21 protein-coding genes and 1 riboswitch are annotated in these 19992 nt (G+C 38.6%); of the genes, 14 read left to right on the top strand and 7 right to left on the bottom strand.

What is annotated here, in order from left to right; genetic code table 11:
- Nucleotides 1–2: 2 nt before the first annotated feature.
- Nucleotides 3–242 (bottom strand): helix-turn-helix transcriptional regulator, encoded by a 240-nt coding sequence (locus BTA30_RS17165; protein WP_076762533.1) that lies wholly within the window; start codon nt 240–242, stop codon nt 3–5.
- Nucleotides 243–413: 171 nt separating this feature from the next.
- On the opposite strand from BTA30_RS17165, the gene BTA30_RS17170 reads away from it, so the two are divergent.
- The 4 genes from BTA30_RS17170 (at nt 414) to BTA30_RS17185 (ending at nt 3282) form a co-directional block, all read left to right on the top strand.
- Nucleotides 414–893: a helix-turn-helix domain-containing protein gene (locus BTA30_RS17170; RefSeq protein WP_076762534.1), complete on the top strand. Its 480-nt coding sequence runs from the start codon at nt 414–416 to the stop codon at nt 891–893.
- Between the two features lie 15 nt (nt 894–908).
- A complete protein-coding gene (locus BTA30_RS17175) occupies nt 909–1340 on the top strand; it encodes an ImmA/IrrE family metallo-endopeptidase (RefSeq protein WP_076762535.1) in 432 nt (143 codons plus the stop codon).
- Nucleotides 1341–1414: 74 nt separating this feature from the next.
- A complete protein-coding gene (locus BTA30_RS17180; protein WP_026586494.1) occupies nt 1415–2008 on the top strand; it encodes a DUF4352 domain-containing protein in 594 nt (197 codons plus the stop codon).
- Between the two features lie 71 nt (nt 2009–2079).
- The gene (locus BTA30_RS17185) at nt 2080–3282 is read left to right on the top strand and encodes a tyrosine-type recombinase/integrase (RefSeq protein WP_076762536.1); all 1203 of its coding nucleotides are present in this window, start codon (nt 2080–2082) and stop codon (nt 3280–3282) included.
- A 241-nt stretch (nt 3283–3523) separates the two neighbouring features.
- Here the strand turns inward: BTA30_RS17185 and BTA30_RS23090 are convergent, their stop codons facing one another.
- Nucleotides 3524–3883: a hypothetical protein gene (locus tag BTA30_RS23090; RefSeq protein ID WP_142243716.1), complete on the bottom strand. Its 360-nt coding sequence runs from the start codon at nt 3881–3883 to the stop codon at nt 3524–3526.
- A 323-nt stretch (nt 3884–4206) separates the two neighbouring features.
- Between BTA30_RS23090 and abnA the strand changes: the two genes are divergently transcribed.
- From abnA to BTA30_RS17220, 7 genes are all read left to right on the top strand, one after another.
- Nucleotides 4207–5157: an arabinan endo-1,5-alpha-L-arabinosidase AbnA gene (abnA, locus tag BTA30_RS17190; protein WP_411813154.1), complete on the top strand. Its 951-nt coding sequence runs from the start codon at nt 4207–4209 to the stop codon at nt 5155–5157.
- Between the two features lie 638 nt (nt 5158–5795).
- Nucleotides 5796–7415, top strand: a complete 1620-nt coding sequence (gene nikA, locus BTA30_RS17195; RefSeq protein WP_076762537.1) for a nickel ABC transporter substrate-binding protein — start codon at nt 5796–5798, stop codon at nt 7413–7415.
- Between the two features lie 19 nt (nt 7416–7434).
- Entirely contained in the window at nt 7435–8379 is a 945-nt protein-coding gene (gene nikB, locus BTA30_RS17200; RefSeq protein ID WP_076762538.1) for a nickel ABC transporter permease subunit NikB, read from the top strand.
- Entirely contained in the window at nt 8376–9209 is an 834-nt protein-coding gene (gene nikC, locus BTA30_RS17205) for a nickel ABC transporter permease subunit NikC (protein WP_076762539.1), read from the top strand. The genes nikB and nikC overlap by 4 nt, the downstream gene beginning before the upstream one ends.
- Before the next feature lie 15 nt (nt 9210–9224).
- Nucleotides 9225–10049: a nickel import ATP-binding protein NikD gene (gene nikD, locus BTA30_RS17210; protein ID WP_076762551.1), complete on the top strand. Its 825-nt coding sequence runs from the start codon at nt 9225–9227 to the stop codon at nt 10047–10049.
- Nucleotides 10050–10062: 13 nt separating this feature from the next.
- On the top strand, nt 10063–10884 hold the full coding sequence (gene nikE, locus BTA30_RS17215) for a nickel import ATP-binding protein NikE (RefSeq protein WP_076762540.1): 822 nt from the start codon (nt 10063–10065) through the stop codon (nt 10882–10884).
- Between the two features lie 341 nt (nt 10885–11225).
- On the top strand, nt 11226–12425 hold the full coding sequence (locus BTA30_RS17220) for a DUF819 family protein (RefSeq protein WP_076762541.1): 1200 nt from the start codon (nt 11226–11228) through the stop codon (nt 12423–12425).
- A 54-nt stretch (nt 12426–12479) separates the two neighbouring features.
- Here the strand turns inward: BTA30_RS17220 and metC are convergent, their stop codons facing one another.
- The 5 genes from metC to BTA30_RS17245 form a co-directional block, all read right to left on the bottom strand.
- Nucleotides 12480–13655 carry a cystathionine beta-lyase gene (gene metC, locus BTA30_RS17225; RefSeq protein ID WP_076762542.1) on the bottom strand — a complete coding sequence of 392 codons (1176 nt, stop codon included), beginning with the start codon at nt 13653–13655 and terminating at the stop codon, nt 12480–12482.
- Nucleotides 13648–14769 carry a methionine biosynthesis PLP-dependent protein gene (locus tag BTA30_RS17230; RefSeq protein WP_076762543.1) on the bottom strand — a complete coding sequence of 374 codons (1122 nt, stop codon included), beginning with the start codon at nt 14767–14769 and terminating at the stop codon, nt 13648–13650. Before BTA30_RS17230 ends, metC begins: the two co-directional genes overlap by 8 nt.
- A 63-nt stretch (nt 14770–14832) precedes the next feature.
- Nucleotides 14833–14949, bottom strand: a riboswitch (SAM riboswitch).
- Nucleotides 14950–15549: 600 nt separating this feature from the next.
- Complete coding sequence (locus tag BTA30_RS17235; RefSeq protein ID WP_076762544.1) at nt 15550–16197, bottom strand: ABC-2 transporter permease; 648 nt, start codon at nt 16195–16197, stop codon at nt 15550–15552.
- Complete coding sequence (locus tag BTA30_RS17240; RefSeq protein WP_076762545.1) at nt 16187–17053, bottom strand: ABC transporter ATP-binding protein; 867 nt, start codon at nt 17051–17053, stop codon at nt 16187–16189. Before BTA30_RS17240 ends, BTA30_RS17235 begins: the two co-directional genes overlap by 11 nt.
- On the bottom strand, nt 17050–17433 hold the full coding sequence (locus BTA30_RS17245; RefSeq protein WP_076762546.1) for a GntR family transcriptional regulator: 384 nt from the start codon (nt 17431–17433) through the stop codon (nt 17050–17052). Before BTA30_RS17245 ends, BTA30_RS17240 begins: the two co-directional genes overlap by 4 nt.
- Before the next feature lie 295 nt (nt 17434–17728).
- Here BTA30_RS17245 and tucA point away from each other — a divergent pair, with 295 nt between their 5' ends.
- The 3 genes from tucA to BTA30_RS17255 all read left to right on the top strand — a co-directional run.
- A complete protein-coding gene (tucA, locus tag BTA30_RS24170) occupies nt 17729–17851 on the top strand; it encodes a subclass IId bacteriocin thuricin17 (protein ID WP_275667421.1) in 123 nt (40 codons plus the stop codon).
- Nucleotides 17852–17984: 133 nt separating this feature from the next.
- A complete protein-coding gene (locus BTA30_RS17250; protein ID WP_076762547.1) occupies nt 17985–19373 on the top strand; it encodes a radical SAM/SPASM domain-containing protein in 1389 nt (462 codons plus the stop codon).
- 121 nt (nt 19374–19494) lie between these two features.
- On the top strand, nt 19495–19992 hold a 498-nt coding region (locus BTA30_RS17255), incomplete at its 3' end, for an ABC transporter transmembrane domain-containing protein (protein ID WP_142243717.1).

The raw sequence follows: 19992 nt of genomic DNA on the forward strand, positions 1-19992 counted from the left end.
TCCTAAGCTGAATCAAATCTGCTTCCATTTTGTAAACTGTAGGCAACATCATCTATAAAAAAAATTTCTCTTGGATCTTTATCAAAAAAGTTTCCGATTTTAATCACAATTTCACCTGAAGTATTTGAACCTTTCTCAATAGCAGCAATAGTGTACCTAGATACACCAATTTCTTTAGCCAGCTGTTCTTGCGTTAAATCAAACTCTTCACTTTTGCGAAGATATTTAACTCTATTTTTCAATATGGATTCACCTCACTTTTTTGTTGCCTGTTGTTTACGATACAAATTGTACACCTAAGGCAACAAACTGTCAACTAAGTACAACAAAAAAGTTTTTGTTCCCTATTTTTTTATTTGTCAGTTTTGGTTTACAATATGTTATACAAAGGCAACATAAGGAGAAATAATATTATGAATGAATTGGGTAGCCTGCTTAGGAACTTACGCGGAAAGCTTTCACTTAGAAAAGCAGCCGAATTAACGGGATTAAGTCATACGTATATTGCTGATGTTGAAAAAGGAGTTAAACACGGAACAAAGACACCTGTAAAACCCTCCCCCGAGACATTAAAAAGATTTGCTAAAGCATATGACTATCCTTATGAGGAGCTTTTAAGAGCCGCCGGCTATATAGATAAGAAAGAAGAGTCAGATTGGGATTCAAATCTTCCTGAACTAACTGAAAAAGATGAGAAAGACATTGCCCGGGATTTAGAAAAGATTATAAACAATCTCGAAAGTGAAAATGGTTACTCTCATTACGATGGTCAAACTATCGATGATATGGATCCCGAGGATAAAGAACTTTTAATCGAGTCGCTAAAGAATTCTATGCGTTTAGCTAAACGGATGGCAAAACAAAAATTCACCCCGAAAAAATATAGAAAGTAGGAGTGAGAAAGAGTAATGCACTTTATAAAAGGGAAGGTCAATGAACTTATTAAGAGATTCAATACCAATGATCCATTTGAAATTGCGGAAAGACTCAATATCATGATCTTATTTGAAGACTTAGGAAAAGCGTTAGGGTACTACAGCTCTTATAAACGATATCAGTTTATTCATATTAACAACCGGCTTGATGAAACGTATCATCGGCCTGTTTGTTGTCATGAATTAGGACATGCCGTACTTCACCCTAACTCAAATGCTCCCTTTCTAAAGAGCAGAACCTTTTATGCATCTGAAAAAATAGAAGTCGAAGCTAACAAGTTCACAGTTGAAATGCTTTTACCTGATGAATATATTTTGAGCTATAAAGATACTAATTTATCACTGAAAGAAATTGCCGGAATCTATGGCGTTCCGAAAGAGTTATGTCACCTAAAAAAATTTTGACACACAATAGGAAATTTGGATCATATGTCATATCAATCGATAGGGTAAATATTCATATAAAAGGGGAAATACATATGAAAAATCGATCAATTATTTTTACTGTAAGTTTGATATTGTTTCTTTCATTGGCCGCTTGCAATAACACCACAAGCAATAAAGCTGACAATGAAGCCTCGGAGCAAGAGAGCGAAACTGCTGAACTTGGTAGCATAAAGAATCCCTTTAAATTTAAAGACTCCGAGGTAATTATCGATTCTGTTCTTGGGGATGACGGTAAAAAATATGAAGCTGAAATAAGTATCACTGTTGAAGAGGTGATTAGAGGAAAAAAAGCATATGAAATTTTAAAAGAAGAGAGTAGCACAAACTCTAAAGCTGAAGAGGGTTATGAGTGGGCACTTGTCAAAGTAAAATTCGGATTAGATAAAATCGAAAACGAAAAATATCCGATTACAATTGCTCAAGAATTTAGTTTTGATTTTGTATCTCATGATGGCCAAATTTATAATGCAGAAAAGCCTTATATCTCCAATGGATTAGAAGGAAACATTTACGCAGGAACTTCAAAGGAAGGCTTTATTGTGCAGCAGGTGAAGCAAGGTGATGATTTCCTTATTGGTTATAAAAGTTTATACGAACCAGGAGAAATGTATTTCAAAACAAAATAAAAATGCCCTTTTTGGGCTTTTTATTTTCATCGAAAACAGAACATACGTTTCAATTCGTAGGAGGAATTAGTGTGGCTCATTATCAGCAAAGAGGTAAGAATTCTTGGTTACTTGTTGTTGAAACAGGATTCAATCCAATAAAAAAGAAACGAGAACGATTTACAAAAACAATTCGAGTAGAAGATGCTTTGTTAAAAACAAAGAGAAAACTTAAAAACCACCTTGATGATCAGCTTTACAAATTTAAAATTGAAGTAGAAGCTGGTGAATATATCAAACCTGAGAAGACAACATTTGAATCATTCGCCAATAAATATATAGAAAAAATTATATTTAAAAAATATGCATATAGAACATCTGAAATGCATCTATCCCATTTAAAAAATTATATAGTACCTGCCCTTGGCCATCTTAAACTTGATCAAATAAGAACCATGCATATTGTTGAATTTATGGATAGCTTAGAAAAAGACGGTATTCGAATAGATGGAAAAACAGGAGGTCTTGCAGATTCCACACGACGAGACATATACAAAGTATTAAAATCGATGTTTAATGTCGCAGTAAAGCAATGGAAATTAATAAGTGTTAACCCTTTGGAAGGATTGACCCCTCCCGAAGTACAAAAAAAAGAAATGAAATACTTCGAAGCCCATGAAGCAAAACAGTGCATTGCGGCTCTTTATAAAATAGAAATGAAATGGCGATTATATTTTTTAGGAGCTATGATCGGCGGTTTTAGACGTGGTGAAGGAACAGCCTTTGAATGGCATTTAGATGTAGATTGGGAGAAAGGTGGTTTTCGTGTAAATCGATCAATTCCAAAAACAATTAATGGGAATCCCCTCGTAAAAGACCCAAAATCATGGAGTTCAAAACGTTTTGTGAAAATGCCCGATTTTTACATGAAAGAATTGGCAGCATATTATCGAATGTGGCAAAAAGAAAAAGATATACTTGGAGATGCTTGGGAAGGCGAAGATCATCAATACATCTTTCATAACGGGAAAGGAAAACCATACTACTACACTACACCTACAAATAAGTGGTCAAAATTTAAAAAGAAATATGATGTGAAGAATATACGTTTGCATGATCTTCGGCACACTATGGTAGCATTACTTATTGAAGCTGGAGAAAATATGAGTGCAATTCAAAAAAGAGCTGGTCATGCAAGTCCACAAATTACCTCTAATATTTATGGTCATGTCACAGAAGAACTCGAAAATAAAACTGCTGAATATTTTAATCAATTTAATCCTAAAAAGGATTGAAACGTTGCTTTAATAATCAAAATGCTAAGCTATTTTAAATGTGCAATGGTATCAATCCCTGCCCGGATCCCCCTTAATTCAAGGGGGTTTTTTCTTCGCCATCATATACAATTATATGGAAAACTGTTGGCGAATTGTTGTCCAACACTGCCAACAAACATCATTTTCTTTCAGATATTATCGGATACGAGATTCAACAACCCTTGAAATAAAGGAACATATCAGAATCGCACATACTAGTTCAGAAGCCATCAACTACCTTGACAGGGTAGAGGTCGCTGGTTCGAGCCCAGTCGGAATCATACCAACAAACCCTTGCTAAGCAAGGGTTTGTTTTTTTATTCTTAGCTTTGACAACAACTGGATGAATCGAATTATTGGCAAACTCCTTTTTCAAAGACAGACGGACTTTAAGACGGCTGTCTTTTTGTCTTAAAAAGCGTACAATATTCCGAATAGGACAGGTAAGGCGATTTCGGGTAAATTCATTTGCAGGCTTGCTCATCATAGGGTAAGTAAAAGCTATTTCGCCGGTTCTGGTCATTAATAGAGAATGATGCCCTTTAAGACGGCTCTTCATTTCATGTTCAAAGTATTTCATAATGTCGGTACGCGTGAGATGCGTCGGAACGAAAAAAGGTGAGCAAATTATTTTTTCTATCATTGATTATAACAACAGGTCGAAATAACCATCATAATCATTAAACTGTTGAACAACAAAATTACCTTTGACTGATTGCAATCTTCTGACAGCCATTTTCTTGGGTGTCAGTTTTATTTTGGGACTAGAAAACAAGTCAAATGTCCGATTTAGGGATCATAAACGCCTGCTAAAATAAGGTGCGGAATGTAAGGAAATTCTATTTACTCAAAGAGGAGGGCCGAGTTTTTATAACAAACGCGAAAATTGAAAGGAGAACGACTGTGTCTAAGTCTATCATATCCGCTTTTATTTTATTATTTCTGCTTATTTTTTCGGCAGCTGAACCAACATCAGCGACTTTTTGGAATACCAAAGGGGACAATACCATTCATGATCCTTCCATGATCAAAGAAGGAAATACATGGTATACATTTGGAACGGGCATTGGCAACGGCATCCGTGTCATCAAATCTACAGACGGAAAAACTTGGAGTGCGTCGCCAAGCATTTTTTCAACTCCATTATCATGGTGGAAAAAATATGTACCGAACCATGAAAAAAATCAATGGGCGCCTGATATCAGCTATTATAATGGACGCTACTGGCTTTATTATGCGGTATCCGCGTTCGGCTCGAATACTTCGGCGATCGGACTGGCTTCAACAGACCGACTCTCTTCCAGAAAATGGCGCGACGACGGACTTGTCACCCGGACGACGACCTCGAACAATTATAATGCGATCGACCCTGAAATGATCGTTGATAAAGAAGGAAATCCGTGGCTGTCCTTCGGCTCATTTTGGAGCGGCATTAAGCTGACAAAGCTTGATAAAAACACGATGAAACCTACAGGGAAGCTTTATTCCATCGCTTCAAGGCCGAGCAATGGCGGAGCGCTTGAAGCACCGTCTATTACTTACAAAAACGGCTACTATTATTTATTCGTTTCATTCGATAAATGCTGTCAGGGTGTTAACAGCACCTATAAGATGGCTTACGGCCGTTCAACAAAAATTACGGGACCTTACTATGACAAAAGCGGCAAGAAAATGACGGAAGGCGGAGGCACAATCCTCGACTCCGGAAACGACCAATGGAAGGGCCCAGGCGGCGCAGATATCGTGAACGGCAACATCATCGTCAGACATGGTTATGATGCGCTTGACAACGGGGCGCCTAAGCTGCTGATCAATGATTTAAACTGGGATTCCAAAGGCTGGCCGAAGTATTAGTTTTTAAACCAAGCAGATGTTTTCTGCTTGGTTTTTAACATCTAAAAAGATCTTCATCCCGTCTCGGACAGTCCCTCCATTACATTTCACCACTCCGCTTTTCACCGGGTTTGCGTTGTATGAAAAAAAGAGGAAGACATTAAAGATCTCCCTCTTTTTTCTAACTGTTTGTGAATATCCTTATTGTTTTGTCTTTGACCGCCAAATTTATATTCCACCTAGGACTAATCATCAATTCTCCAGTATTTGAAACACTTATAATCGCATGTATCTCATCTGCTTCATCATTCAGCAATACGATTTTGTTTTGCTGCTGATCTATTGTGATATCAATATTTTCTTGTATCTCTAAGTACCAATCTTGGAATTTAATACCATTAATCTCCTTTATATTTTGCTATGTCTTCTGCTATGAATTAACCATTCACCATCCAGATTGATCTCACGGCTTGCGGAGCGAGCAAATTCAAACCGGACTGCTCATTCCTTCTTATGTGTCCAAAATGTTGCGGCTCCAACACCTGAATATTTCCAAAAAATCAGAAGAACCCCCCTCCCCTCCAAGTCTTTATTGACAGTATCCTGCATTGTGCATACAATTGAAAATGATTATCAACATCAAGCAGGAGGAAAGCACAATGTTTAATGGAGCAAATAGGCGAAATATACTGTTTTTAGCTGCTTTTATTTTATTATTATCAACTGTATTAATTGGTTGTACTAACGCTGGCGAAGGATCTGCGGCCAAAAGAGAAAACGACAACATGCTTACGATCGCTTGGCCGCAGGATGTAGGGGAAATGAATCCTCATGTTTATAATCCTTCGCAATTATTTGCTCAGTCAATGGTGTATGAACCGTTAGTAAGCTATCAAGATGGGGGCGATCTAAAACCGCATCTTGCTGAATCATGGGACATTTCCAAGGATGGTAAAGTATATACGTTTTATCTTCGTAAAGGTGTGAAGTTTTCAGACGGAACAAGCTTTAATGCACAAATTGTGAAAAAGAATTTTGATACGCTTTTAAAGAATGTTGAATTACACAGCTGGTTAGGTTTCATTACGAAAATAGAACGAACAGATGTGATCGACGAAAATACATTTCAATTGACATTAAAGGAACCCTATTATCCAACCATTCAAGAGTTAGCTGTTGTTCGACCGGTTCGTTTCTTAGGTGAAGCCGGATTCCCTGAAGATGGTGATACTTCAAAAGGTGTCGTTAAACCGGTCGGTACAGGTCCATGGGTGTTGGAAGAGTATAAAGCTGATGAATATGCTGTTTTCAAACGTAATGAAAAGTATTGGGGTGAGCTCCCTAAAGAAGAAAAAATCAAAGTAAAAATCATTCCTGATGCGGAAACAAGGGTACTTGCTTTTGAAAAAGGTGATCTAGACATTATTTATGGAGAAGGTATCATTAGTTTAGACGCTTTTAAACAATTAGAATCAACCGGAAAATATGAAACTCGTATTTCCGAGCCGGTCGCAACGAGACAACTTGTCATCAATACGAAGAAAGAACAGCTTTCGGATGAACGGGTACGCCAGGCGTTACATTACGGTTTTAATAAAGAAGCAATGGTTGAAGGGAATACATCTGGCTACGAAGAGAAATCAGATTATATTTTACCGGCAAATCTGCCTTACACAAAAGACATTGATGCTGATGTAATCGATTATGATGCAGAAAAAGCGAAATCGTTATTAGACGAAGCTGGGTGGACGCTTCCTAAAGGGAAGACAGTTCGTGAAAAAGACGGACAACCGCTTGAAATCGAGCTCATGTATAATTCTGCAGAATCGATTCAAAAAACGATGGCGGAAACCCTCCAAGCCGAGTGGGCAGCCATTGGTATTAAATTAAACATTGTCGGTGTTGAATTAACAAAGCAAATTCAACGGTTTAAAGGAAATGAATTTGACATTAATTTCTTTAGTAACTATGGAGCTCCTTATGATCCTCATACGTTCTTAAACATTGTGGCGTCTGAAGGATTTGGATTTAATGAGGCGATTTCAGCATATTCGAACAAAGAAGAATTACTCAAACAAATCGCAAAGGTCCCTCAAACTATAGATGAGAAACAACGTCAAAAGCTTTACTCTTCTATTTTAAAATCAATCCAAGACCAAGGTGCGATTATTCCTGTTTCTTATATTAAGAAAACAGCGATTTATCAAAAAGATGTGACGAATTTTACTTTCCCTGCTAATCGTGACGAACATCCATTCACAGGAATTAGCATCGAATAGTAAGTAGCGGGAGGCTTTCATGGGCACCTATATATTGAAAAGAATCGTATCGATTATCCCGGTTTTTCTTTTGGCAACACTTCTAACGACTGGAATGATCCACCTTTCACCAGTGGATCCGGCTGAGGCTTATTTAGCAGCCGCTCATATTCAGCCGACCGATGAGATTTTGGCTCAGAAAAGACAAGAGTTCGGTTTAGATCAACCTTTCTTCATTCAATATGTAAACTCTATTATAAAGATATGCCAACTTGATTTTGGCATATCTTATGTTTCGAATAAGCCGGTTTGGGATGAGGTTACATACCGAATGCCAGCTACGATACAGCTGGCTATAGGTAGCATCATCCTAGCATTGCTCGTCAGTGTCCCTCTAGGCTTTCTTGCTGGGGTAAAGAAAAATAGCGTAATCGACCACTTTAGCCGTATTCTCTCTTTTTTAGGGGCGTCGATTCCATCTTTTTGGCTAGGTTATATATTGATTTTTTTCTTTTCTATTAAACTTGACCTTTTTCCAGTTGAAGGAATTGGAACATGGCAGCACCTTGTTTTACCTTCCGTGACACTGGCTCTTCCCTTAATTGCAATCTATACAAGATTGTTGCGTGCCAGCGTTCTTGAACATTTGCAAGAGCCCTATGTGCGATTTGCCAGGGCGAGGGGAATTGCTGAAAAAACCATTATGGCAAAGCATGTTTTAAAGATTGCCATTTCCCCGATGATTACTGGACTTGGGGTGAATCTTGGAAAACTGCTGACTGGAACGATTATCGTTGAAGCCGTGTTTTCCTGGCCCGGGTTTGGCCGTTATTTTATTGAAGCGATTTTTAATCGTGATATACCTGTCATTCAATGCTATGTGCTAATTGCAGCTGTCTTATTTATCGTCAGCAATTTAATCGTTGATCTGATTCAAATATATATTGACCCGCGCATTTCCAGGAAAGAAGGATACCAGCAATGATAACAAGTATACGTAAGATATTCAGAAGTCAAAAAGTGATTCCCATATGTTCGATCATATTAGGTATTCTTTTTATCATTGCCATATTTGCTCCCTGGATCGCACCAAATGACCCTATTGCTGTCAATTTAGCTTATAAGCTACAGCCGCCTTCATGGGCTTTCCCGCTCGGAACCGATCATTTAGGAAGATGCAACCTATCACGCATTTTATATGGGGCACGCATTTCGTTAGGCTTTGCGATGCTTATCTTTCTTTCATCCATCGTGATTGGTTTAATCGTTGGAATCTTTTCCGGATATAAAGGCGGTTGGATTGATCATGTTTTAATGAGGTTTTGCGATGGAATGATGGCTTTCCCAAATCTGATTCTTATTCTTGGATTGGTCGGAATATTTGGGCCTGGCCTTACACAAGTCGTCTTAGCGCTAATGCTTGTGCAATGGGTCTACTACGCGAGAATGTTCAGGGGAATGGTGCTTAGTCTAAAAGAACAAAACTTTATTGCAGCTGCGAAAATAAGCGGTTCTTCCCAATGGAAGATTATGAAAAATCATATTGTCCCTAATGTACTTCCCCCGCTTGCCGTAATGGGTACATTAGAAATGGGATGGGCCATTATGGATATATCCGCCATGTCATTTCTAGGATTAGGAGTACAATCCCCTACACCTGAATGGGGAGCGATGATTCACGAAGGAAAATCGTATATTCGGACGAATCCAGAATTAATGCTTTATCCAGGTTTAATGATTATGCTTGTTATTGTAACATTCAATTTGCTGGGTGAAGCTTTATCAGAACGGTACGGTGTCAAACGACGATTTTAAAAAGGAATGAGTATGTTGGGAACAGAGTCCAATGTGTTACAAGTCAGGGATTTACACATACAGGTAAAAACAAAAAACGGTACTGCGACCCTTGTTCAAGATATCAATTTCGATCTAAAGCGTGCGAGCGTACTTGGCCTTGTCGGGGAAAGCGGATGCGGTAAAACCGTTACCAGTATGTCCATTCTTCAGCTTCTTGATCAAAAAACAACAACGATTAAAGGCAGTATCGCTTTACAAGGCCGCGAATTAAATGGTTTAGGTGAAAAAGAAATGCGCAGGATTCGCGGCAAGGATCTAGCCTTTATTATGCAAAATCCGATGAATGCTTTTACACCCGTTTTTACAATTGGCCATCATTTTATCGAGACCATTTGCTCACATACATCTTATCGTAAAAAACAAGCACGAGAACTTGCCATTGAGGCCATGCATCATGTGAACCTTCCGAATCCTAGACAACTTTTAAAATACTATCCTTTTCAATTGAGCGGCGGTATGCTTCAGCGGGTGATGATTGCCATTGCAGCCTGCCTGCACCCAGCCGTTATTATTGCTGATGAACCAACAACCGCACTTGACGTTCATAATCAAAAGAAAGTGCTTCGCCACTTGGATAAAATCCGCTCTGAATTTGGTTCAGCCATTTTATTAATATCTCATGACCTCGGCGTCATTTCGGAAATGGCAGATGAAGTCGTCGTGATGCATAGTGGAAGAGTAGTAGAAAAAGCGGATGTGTTTCAGCTATTTGATGAGCCGCAGCATGAGTATACGAAGAAACTATTAAATGCCCGCTCACTATTACACGCAGATGATCCGATCATCCATTTGACTTGAAAGGGGTGAACAAATGAGTTTATTACAAGTAAAGGAAGTCACTCATAGCTACGGTTCGCGAACGTTTTTCAACTGGAAAGATCATTCTAAAACAGTACTTTCCGATATTTCCTTCTCTATTGAAGACGGAACATGCTTGGGACTGCTTGGTTCAAGCGGAGCAGGTAAAAGTACGTTAGGAAAAGTAATTCTTGGTTTGGAACGACCGCAAAATGGACAAATTCTGTTTCAAGGGCATGATATTTATACTACGGATAAGCCTATTCGTCAAAAAATCCGCCGTAATCTTCAAGCTGTCTTTCAGGACTCATACTCATCGGTCAACCCCCGCATGACCGCAGAACGTATTATTGCAGAGCCTTTAGAAAACTACGAAAAGCTTACAGCAGCTGAACAAAAAAGAACCATTGTTGAATTATTGGAAAGGGTCGGACTAAGCGAAAAGGACTTAAAAAAATACCCGCACCAATTTAGCGGCGGTCAATTGCAAAGGATCAATATTGCAAGAGCGATCTCCCTCAAACCAAAACTGATTGTTCTAGACGAAGCTGTCAGCAGTCTAGATATGGTGAACCAAGCACTCATCTTAACATTATTAAACGAATTAAAGGCAGACTTCGGCTTATCTTATCTTTTTATTACCCATGATATTAAAGCCGCCTATGAGATTAGCGACACATTGGGTGTACTGGAAAAAGGAGAATTAGTCGAGCTTTACCAATCAAAACATCAGTTTTTCACCTCAGAACACCCTGTAGCAAAAGAAATGAGAAGTTCCATACTTCCCGAGCACCCGCGTTTCCGGAAGCATGGGGATCGAGCTCATTTGAGGTGAAGTGAGAGACGGTGCCTTTTTGCTTTAAGAAGGAATCTTGAGGTACCCCCCAGTCGAAATCATACCAACAAACCCTTGCGAATCAAGGGTTTGTTTTTTTGTGTTTTACATGACAACATCGGGAAAAGGGTCATTCACAAGGTGATCTTCAAGACGGGCGGGGTGATCAAATTCTTTCTTGTATTGATTTTACAAATGACCACAAAAGAGTTAGATATAAAAGATTTTCTCCTCTGTTCTGCTGTTTTTTATACTCCCCCTATTGCTCAATCCCATCCCCCCTATTACACTATTTAATTATCACACTATTCAAAATACTAAACTGAAACGGGGGGATTTTCATGAATTCTTCATTCATTTCACCTGATGATGTATGGGTGCTTTGGGGATTTATTGCGATGTGGGCGGCTGTGAGCATTTATTTGGAGCAGCGGTTTCGCTGGGCTGCCGCGGTGTCTGGGGCCGTGCTTGCGCTTGGCGGGGCGATGGCGTTTACGAATGCGGGGATTCTTCCGACTGAGTCACCTGTTTATGATGCGGTTTGGACATATGTCGTTCCGCTTGCGATTCCTTTGCTGCTTTTTCAAATCAACTTGCGGAAAATTGTCAGAGAAAGCAGACGGCTTTTGTTTGTTTTTTGCATCAGCTCTGTCGGTACTGTAATCGGAAGCATGATCGCATTTTTCCTTTTTAAACAGCAAATCCCGTACCTTGACAAAATCGGCGGGATGATCAGCGCTTCCTATATCGGAGGAGGCGTGAACTTTGCGGCAATGGCGGCAAAATTTCAAACTCCGGGCGAGTACGTATCTTCGACAGTTGTTGCCGATAATTTTATGATGGCTTTGCTCTTTTTCATTTTAATGGGCATCCCTGCGTTAAAATGGTTTCAAAAACAGTTTTCCGTATCTGAAATAGCTGCTCCCGAAAAAAATCAAGCTGAATCTTACTGGAAGCGAAACGAGATGTCTCTTCGGGACATTGCCTTGAATATGGGGACGGCATTTGCGATTGTCGTTGTTTCTGTTAAAACGGCCGCTTTTTTTCAAGGGCTGTTCCCTTCTGAAAGCGACTCGTTTATCGTTCGGCTATTATCCGGGATTCTCGGCGACCAGTATCTTGTTCTGACAACGCTGACGCTCGCCGCAACTTTTGCCTTTCCGCGTTACTTTGAAAAGATGCGCGGTACACAAGAAATCGGCACTTATATGATTTATTTATTTTTTGTGGTAATCGGCATTCCTGCGGACTTGCGAATCATCCTGATAAATGCTCCGCTTCTCTTGGCATTTGTTTTTATTGTCGCGATCTCCAATCTGCTCGTCTCGCTGGCAGCGGGAAGAATCTTTCGTTTTCGGCTTGAAGAAATTTTGCTTGCCTGCAACGCTTCTGTCGGCGGTCCGACGACTGCGGCTGCGATGGCGATTGCAAAAGGCTGGCGGGAGCTTGTCGCCCCGATCATGCTGGTCGGAACGTTCGGCTATCTGATCGGCAATTATGTCGGAACCTTGCTCGGAACATGGTTTTCATCATTTGTCTAAGATGCAAAAAGCCGGAGATTCTTCACGAATTCACCGGCTTTTCACGCTTTCCGACTATGAACGGGCAAACGTTCCCGCTACGGTTTGCAAGGCCTGTGCAAAGTCTTTCTGTAAATCATCGGCATTCTCTACACCGGCGCTCAGCCGCAGGAGACCGTCTGTAATGCCCCGTTTTTCCCGCTCTTCCTTCGGCATGGCGGCGTGCGACATTTTCGCCGGATACGAAAGAATCGATTCGACCGCGCCAAGACTCACAGCAAAGACTGGGAGTGAGACATGTTCCACAACCTTTTTAACAGCTTCTGCATCCTCAAGCTCAAAGGAAAGCACCGCTCCTGCACCAGTTGACTGATGTTTATGAACGGAAGCGCCCGGATGGGAAGACAGCCCCGGATAATAAACCTGTTTGACAGCGGGATGCTTCGCAAAAAATTCGGCTAGCTGCTGAGCCGTTCTGCTCGCTTTTTCCAGCCGCACCTGCAATGTTTTCAATCCTCTCAACACAAGCCAGCAGTCTTGGGCGCCAAGAACCGCTCCAAACGAATTTTGCAGTTTATAAAGATCCTCCCCGAGCTTTTTGTCTTTAACAACAGCAAGTCCTGATAAAACATCGCTGTGGCCGCTTAAAAATTTCGTCGCGCTGTGAAGCACGACATCAACGCCGAGCTCAAGCGGACGCTGCAGCGCCGGGGTCATGAATGTGTTATCAAGGAACGTCAGACAGTCGTGCGCTTTGGCAAGCTTGACGACGCCTCTTATATCCGTAATGCCGAGCGTCGGATTTGACGGTGTCTCAAGGTAGATGACTTTAGTGTTTTCTTTTATGTTTAAAGCAATTTCATTTAAATCGGTCATATCGACGAAAGTATGTTCAATGCCGAAGCGGCTCAGCACATCTGTGATCATGCGGTACGTTCCGCCGTAGACATCCTTTGTGACGAGGACATGATCGCCTTTTGATAAAAGCAAAAAGGCGGTGGAAATAGCGGCCATGCCGGATGAAAACGCGAATCCCCGCGTCCCGCCTTCAAGCTCTGCTATCGTGTCTTCAAGCGCCTTCCTCGTCGGCGTTCCGGAACGGCTGTAGTCATATTCGCCAAACTGGTCAAATGAGCCTTGATGAAAGGTTGAAGCATGCTGGATCGGCACGCTGACGGCTCCGGTCGCTTCATCTGTTTTATTTTGATTGTGGACGAGTTTTGTTTCGAACGTCCAATTTCCATTACTCATGCGGAACCGCCTCCTCTTTTACTTTCTGCAGCGCCTGTTGAAGGTCTTCCTTCAAATCTGATACATGCTCAATTCCGACTGAAAAGCGCAGGAGCCTGTTGCAGACGCCGCCGGCGATGCGTATTTCTTCAGGAATATCCATATGGGTCTGGGTCGCCGGATAGGTGATAAAGCTTTCTACCCCGCCGAGGCTTTCGGCAAAGCAGATCGTTTTTAAATGTTTCAAAAACGGGTTGACCCATTCTTCCTTTTGGATGCGGAATGACAGCATGCCGCCCTGTCCTGGATAAAGAACATCGGCAACCTCTTCTTGCGCTTCCAAAAAGGCCGCGAGCTCGCGGGCGTTTTCCTGATGCTGCTTCATTCTGAGAGCCAGCGTCTTCATGCCCCTCATCAAAAGCCAGGAATCAAACGGCGATAAGACCGCCCCGATGGCGTTTTGATGCTGAAACATCTCTTCGGACAGCGCTTCGCCTTTCGAGACGACAAGCCCTGCCAAAAGATCATTGTGGCCGCCCAAATACTTTGTCGCGCTGTGAATGACGAGATCAGCGCCCCATTCAATCGGCTTTTGCAAAACAGGTGTATAAAACGTATTGTCGACGATCAAAAGCAAATCATGCGCCTTGGCGATTTCTGCGACTTTTTGAATATCGGTTTCCTGCATTAACGGATTTGTCGGTGTTTCCACAAACAGCGCTTTTGTGTTTTCCGTGATTTTCGACTTGATACAGTCTTCATCTGAAAAATCGTCATATAAAAAGCGAAGGCCGTATTTTTTCCATTCGTTTTCAAAAAGGCGGTATGTTCCTCCGTATAAATCTGAGGAGACAATCAGTTCATCACCGCTTTGAAACAAAGCCATGATCGTCTGAATGGCAGCCATACCAGAACTGAACGCAAAACCGCGCGTCCCTCCTTCGAGTTTCGCGATTGCATCTTCCACAAGCTGTCTTGTTGGATTTTTTGTACGGATATAGTCGAATCCGGTTGATTCTCCGATTCCTTTATGTCTGTAGGCAGATGAGAAATAAACGGGCGGATTGACGGTTCCTGTTATTTCATCACTTCGGTTTCCGATTTGCGCCAGTGTTGTTTGTACATGTTCAGTCATATGACACCATCCTTTAAAAAGTAAAAACCCCTTCTTCATAAGAAGAAGGGGATTATACGCTTCTTCTTATCTTCCAAGCATCCGCTTGCTGGATTTAGCACCTTGGTACACTGACAAAATCAGTGCATACCGGTTGCTGAGGTTTCAAAGGGCCAGTCCCTCCACCTCTCATGATAAGAATCTCTTTAATTTTCTGATTGTTCTTTACTTTAAACTAAATCTGGACATTTTTCAAGAGGCTTTTTTTATCTTTGGGTCACTTTTATAGCGGCATGATAAAGAAAGCAATTAAATTCCTAAATACATCTTTCACTAGTGTTCCAAGTTGTCTGGTTAAATGTAAAAAAACTGCTTGTGCTCAAAACGGCACAGAATAGACTTTGGTGGGGCTCCTTTAGTAATCTCATTCCAACCAGAAATAAGCAGAGCTAAGTTTTTAATAAAAAGAAATCAAGAAAAAGCTTGCAGAAAACATTGCGGACCAGGAATATTTTTATCATTAAGATAAAACCCACCAAATGTGATTTTTGGTGGGTTTTTGGTTTGTGCCCGGCATAAGTAAACATTAATGATACCACATCATTTGTATGGCACTTCAACCTAGGAACATCAATGAAAACCAACACAATTTATCAAGATGATCTACTTTTACAAAAATAAAAATTAACCTGCAGCTAAAATGATTTAAAGACCCTTAGCAATGGCAGTACCCCATGTTTATCAAGCCAAACGGAGTTTTGAAACGACATCTAATATAATATTTAAGTGATTTAGCTATCTCTATAAATCTTTTTTTGCATATATCTTTAGAGATATAATCATTGAAATGAAACCAATGATTAGTGAAACCAAGCAAGGAAGCCAAGCTTGAATTATTTGAGGAAATGGGAGCGTGATTGTAAAACTAAATGGATTTGACTGTATCTCTCTTATTAAAACTGGAGAAACAAAAGGTATTAAAAAGATAATAAAAAATGAAATAAATCTTGTTTTATCATAGCCAAATTTAAATTGAAGCGGAAGTAGCACTCCAAATATGATGCTTAGCGTTAAAAACGTTATTCCCAGAGCATCAACACTTAATTTTTCTATACTGAGGGGGGCAATAATCGCTGTAATAATACGAATGACGACGATAAACATAAAAATGACAAAAACAAAAAAATATTTTGCTTTTACAAACGTTTTTCGTGTATACGGAGTTGCGCAAAGCAGAGCTGCCCCTTTATATTTATCTTCAGCTTTGGATATTGTACCAAACAAAATATACTCTACAAGAAGTACTGTTAATAGAAAGCTGGCAAGACCACCGTCGCTTAGTTGTAATTGGGAAGAAAGATAAATGGGAGCAATAGCAGTAAAAGCTAATAAAATTAACAAATATTTCTTAATTAACATAAAATCTTTTATGATTAGATTAATTAACATGATGATCCCCTCCGATATAAGTAAGCATAATATCCTCTATCGTTGGTCTTTCCATCACTGCACCAGGCATAAGCCTTTTTATGTCTTCTTTTTTATTTGTAATCCCTTTAAATCCATACTGCGATTGATGCAAAGATAAAAATAGTTTTTTCGTTTTTTCATTAATATAGTGATTGTCTCCTTTTACTAAAGCATGTGTATCTAATAGTCCATCTTTATCTTCATTAACTAGAATCCTTCCATTATCAATTAAGATAATCATATCAGCAACTTTATCTAAATCGGAAGTGATATGAGTTGAAAAAAAGACACTTTTACCTGGTTCTTTCATAAAATCGAGAAGAATCTCCATCAATTCACTTCGCACCAATGGATCTAAACCGCTTGTTGGTTCATCCATGATCAATAAATCCGCATGATGAGAGAGTGCCAAAGCGACTGCATACTTCATTCGCATACCTTTTGATAAAGTGGAAATTTTTTGGTTTAAATTTAAGTTGAATTGCTCTATGTAAGATAAAAAAACAATCTCGTCCCATTCTGTATAACAAGGTGCAATCACATTTTTCATTTCTTTCATGGTGAATTCTTCATAGAAATAACCTTCATCTAAGACGATACCGATTTTATTTTTCGACCTTCTCTCATTGGTATCCATATCCTCACCTAAAAAATTAATTTTTCCGGAGTCCTTTAAAATAAGACCCAATATTGCTTTAATTGTAGTCGTTTTTCCAGAACCGTTAACACCAATAAACCCTGTAATGCATCCTTTATTAAGTGAAAAGGTAACATCTTTTAAAGAAAAATCATCATAGGCTTTATTTAGATTTTTCACTTCTAGAATAGAGTTCATTTTTCATTTTCCTCCTCTAAAATTAAATCCAGAATTGAATGAAGATCATTTTTGGACATACCTAATTCTAAAGCCATTCTGCAAACTTCTGTTAATTTGACTTCTACCATGTGATGTTTGGATTCCATCAACATCTCTGAATTTCCGGATGCTACATATGAGCCTTTGCCTACTTTCGTTGTAATAAACCCTTCGGCTTCCAGTTCGGCATAGACTCTTTTTGTTGTTAGGACACTCACATGCAGATCGTTTGCCAAGGACCGGATAGAGGGCAGTTGTTCTCCTTCTGTCAATTCATTATTGAAAATAGAAGTTTTAATTTGGTCCTTTATCTGCTGGTATAAAGGTTGATCTGATACATTACTTAAAATTATTTTCATTAAACAACCTCATTGTCTTTAATTGTTATACCTCAAGATACACATCATACACACCATACACAATTGGAATTATACAGTAATATCATTAGATTATCAAGAAGGTCTTTCGAATAACCTCTCTCAAATAAAGTACGTTCTAAAATTCGAATATTCAATACAAATTGACAATATAATATTTTGATAAAATAAGACAAAAAAGTTAATATTTTCAACACAGAATAGCAACAATTTTCTTATTTTTTCAATAGGAAAAGAGTTACAATTTAATTGAATCACACAAAAGGAGGTGTTATTTATGGATACACCAGTAGTACAACCCAGAGATTGGACTTGTTGGAGTTGTTTGGTTTGTGCAGGATGTTCTGTTGAGCTCTTAAATCTTTTAACTGCTGCCACTGGAGCTAGTACTACAAGTTAATGCTTGATTGACGATTATTACCGGCGGGTTTAACCTTGGGGCTTATTCTATAACCCATTTGTGTGTCTAGAATAAGTCCTATCATTCAATTAAGGCAGCACATAAAAGGACTATACATTGAAAGCTATAGGAGATGATTGAATTGAAAGGTTATTTAGTTTGGAATGAGAAGCTGCTAATAAGAAAATTTGCAAACAATTACGAGGCTATGTTGGTGGTAAAAAGGAATCCAACTGAAACAGCGCCCACCCTTAAGAATGAGAATACCTTTACAATCAATCAAACGGCCCTCGAAATCATTCAATTAATAAATGGTACAAAAACATATAATGAGATCGTATACTTATTATCTTCAAAATATAATGAAAATCCTTTAAGTGTTAAAGAAAAATTAACAAGTTTTTTTGAAAATGTATCAAAATTATATAATTTAAATATAGACACCATAGAGCAGCCTAAAAAGGTACCTGTTAATCTAATAGAAGAAAAGACTATTTATCCTAAAGTTGCTTCTATTGAAATTACAAACAGATGTAATGTAAGATGCAGACATTGCTATGGAGATTTCGGGGAAGTAAAACCAGCGGTCATGAGTCTAGATCAAGTGAAATCATTATTAGACGATTTAAAAGAAATAGGTGTTCAATTAATTGAACTTACAGGAGGCGATATAACTGTACACCCTGATCTTAAAGAAATATTGTTATATGCTCTTGAATTAGAATTTGCTCAAATATCTTTATTAACAAATGGTATAGCTCTTTCAAATAAGGTAATGGATATCATTATAAAAAACACATCAAGAACATTCGTACAAATTGATATGCATAGTTTAGATAATAATTATTTAACATGGTTTTTCAAAGTTCCAAAAACACTTGCTAAAATTCAAAATAATATAATGAAATTGGCGGAAAATAATGTACGCTTGAGAATTGCAACAATAGTTACTCACTTGAATGTTCATGAGGTGGAAGACATTGCTGAATGGGTGCACAGTTTGGGTATAGAAAGTTTTGGGGTTTCACCGGTAGTCCCCATGGGAAGAGCGCATGGCTGCAGTGATTTATATCTAAATGAAAAGGATCTCAAGACATATGGAGAAGCATTACTAAAAATAAATAATAAATATCCTAAATTTTTGACACTTTATCAGGGGGTACGTTCAGAAATTCGAAATTGTGGGGCGATAACCTCTCATGTTGTCATATCCCCTACGGGTGATATAAAGATTTGCACAATGCATAGTTTAGATGATTTAAGTAATAGAATAGGAAATGTATTCGAAAAAAATATAAGAGAGATTTATGATGAAAAAATCAAATATATTAATGCGTTTTTTAATTTACAAGCACCTCAAATAGATTCAGAGGAATGTAAAAATTGTGAACATAAACAGTTTTGCAGTACTTGTTTCTTAAGAAGCTTTTTAAAAGCAAAAGAAATAGGAGACAAATGTGCATGGTTCAAAAAACGTGTGCCAGAAATAATAAAAGAACCGTTATTAATTGGACAAAATTAACCCTATAAGGATTCGACTTTAGGACGTTCGAAAGTGATTTGACTATACGGGGGAAAAACTTTGAAAAAAATGCCCTTTTCTCCCGAGAGTATTTTTTGGGAGAGCAAAGGAGTGAAAGAAGGTGAAGAAGAAATCAAAGAGAAATGATGAAGACAAAGTCAAATACAATGAGCTATTAACTCTGATTCCTTACTTAAAAACATCAAAAGCATTTCTTACTTTTGGAATTATTGGTATGATTATCAGCTCTTTGATTACAACTCCTATACCTTATATTATAGGTTATATAATTGATAAGATAATATTATTGGATAAAAGTTATCATGAATTACTTAAAACTATTTTTTTGTTGACTATAATTTATTTTATTCATTACATAGCTTCAATAGTATATGAATACTTATTTATTCGAGTTCAACAGAATGTTGTAAACGAAATTAGATTATCTATGATAAGTAATCTTATTGAAGCACCTTTATTTTATATTAATAAGAAAGAAAAGGGCTATATTCTTGGCAGAATTTCCGAATCAGGAAATATCAGTACATTGTTTTCTCCCAATCTGTTAAGGACGTTTTCGGGAGTCACTGATTTTTTCTTTTCTTTATTTATCATGTTT

Source organism: Bacillus swezeyi (genome assembly GCF_001969815.1).
Classification (GTDB): Bacteria; Bacillota; Bacilli; order Bacillales; family Bacillaceae; genus Bacillus; species Bacillus swezeyi.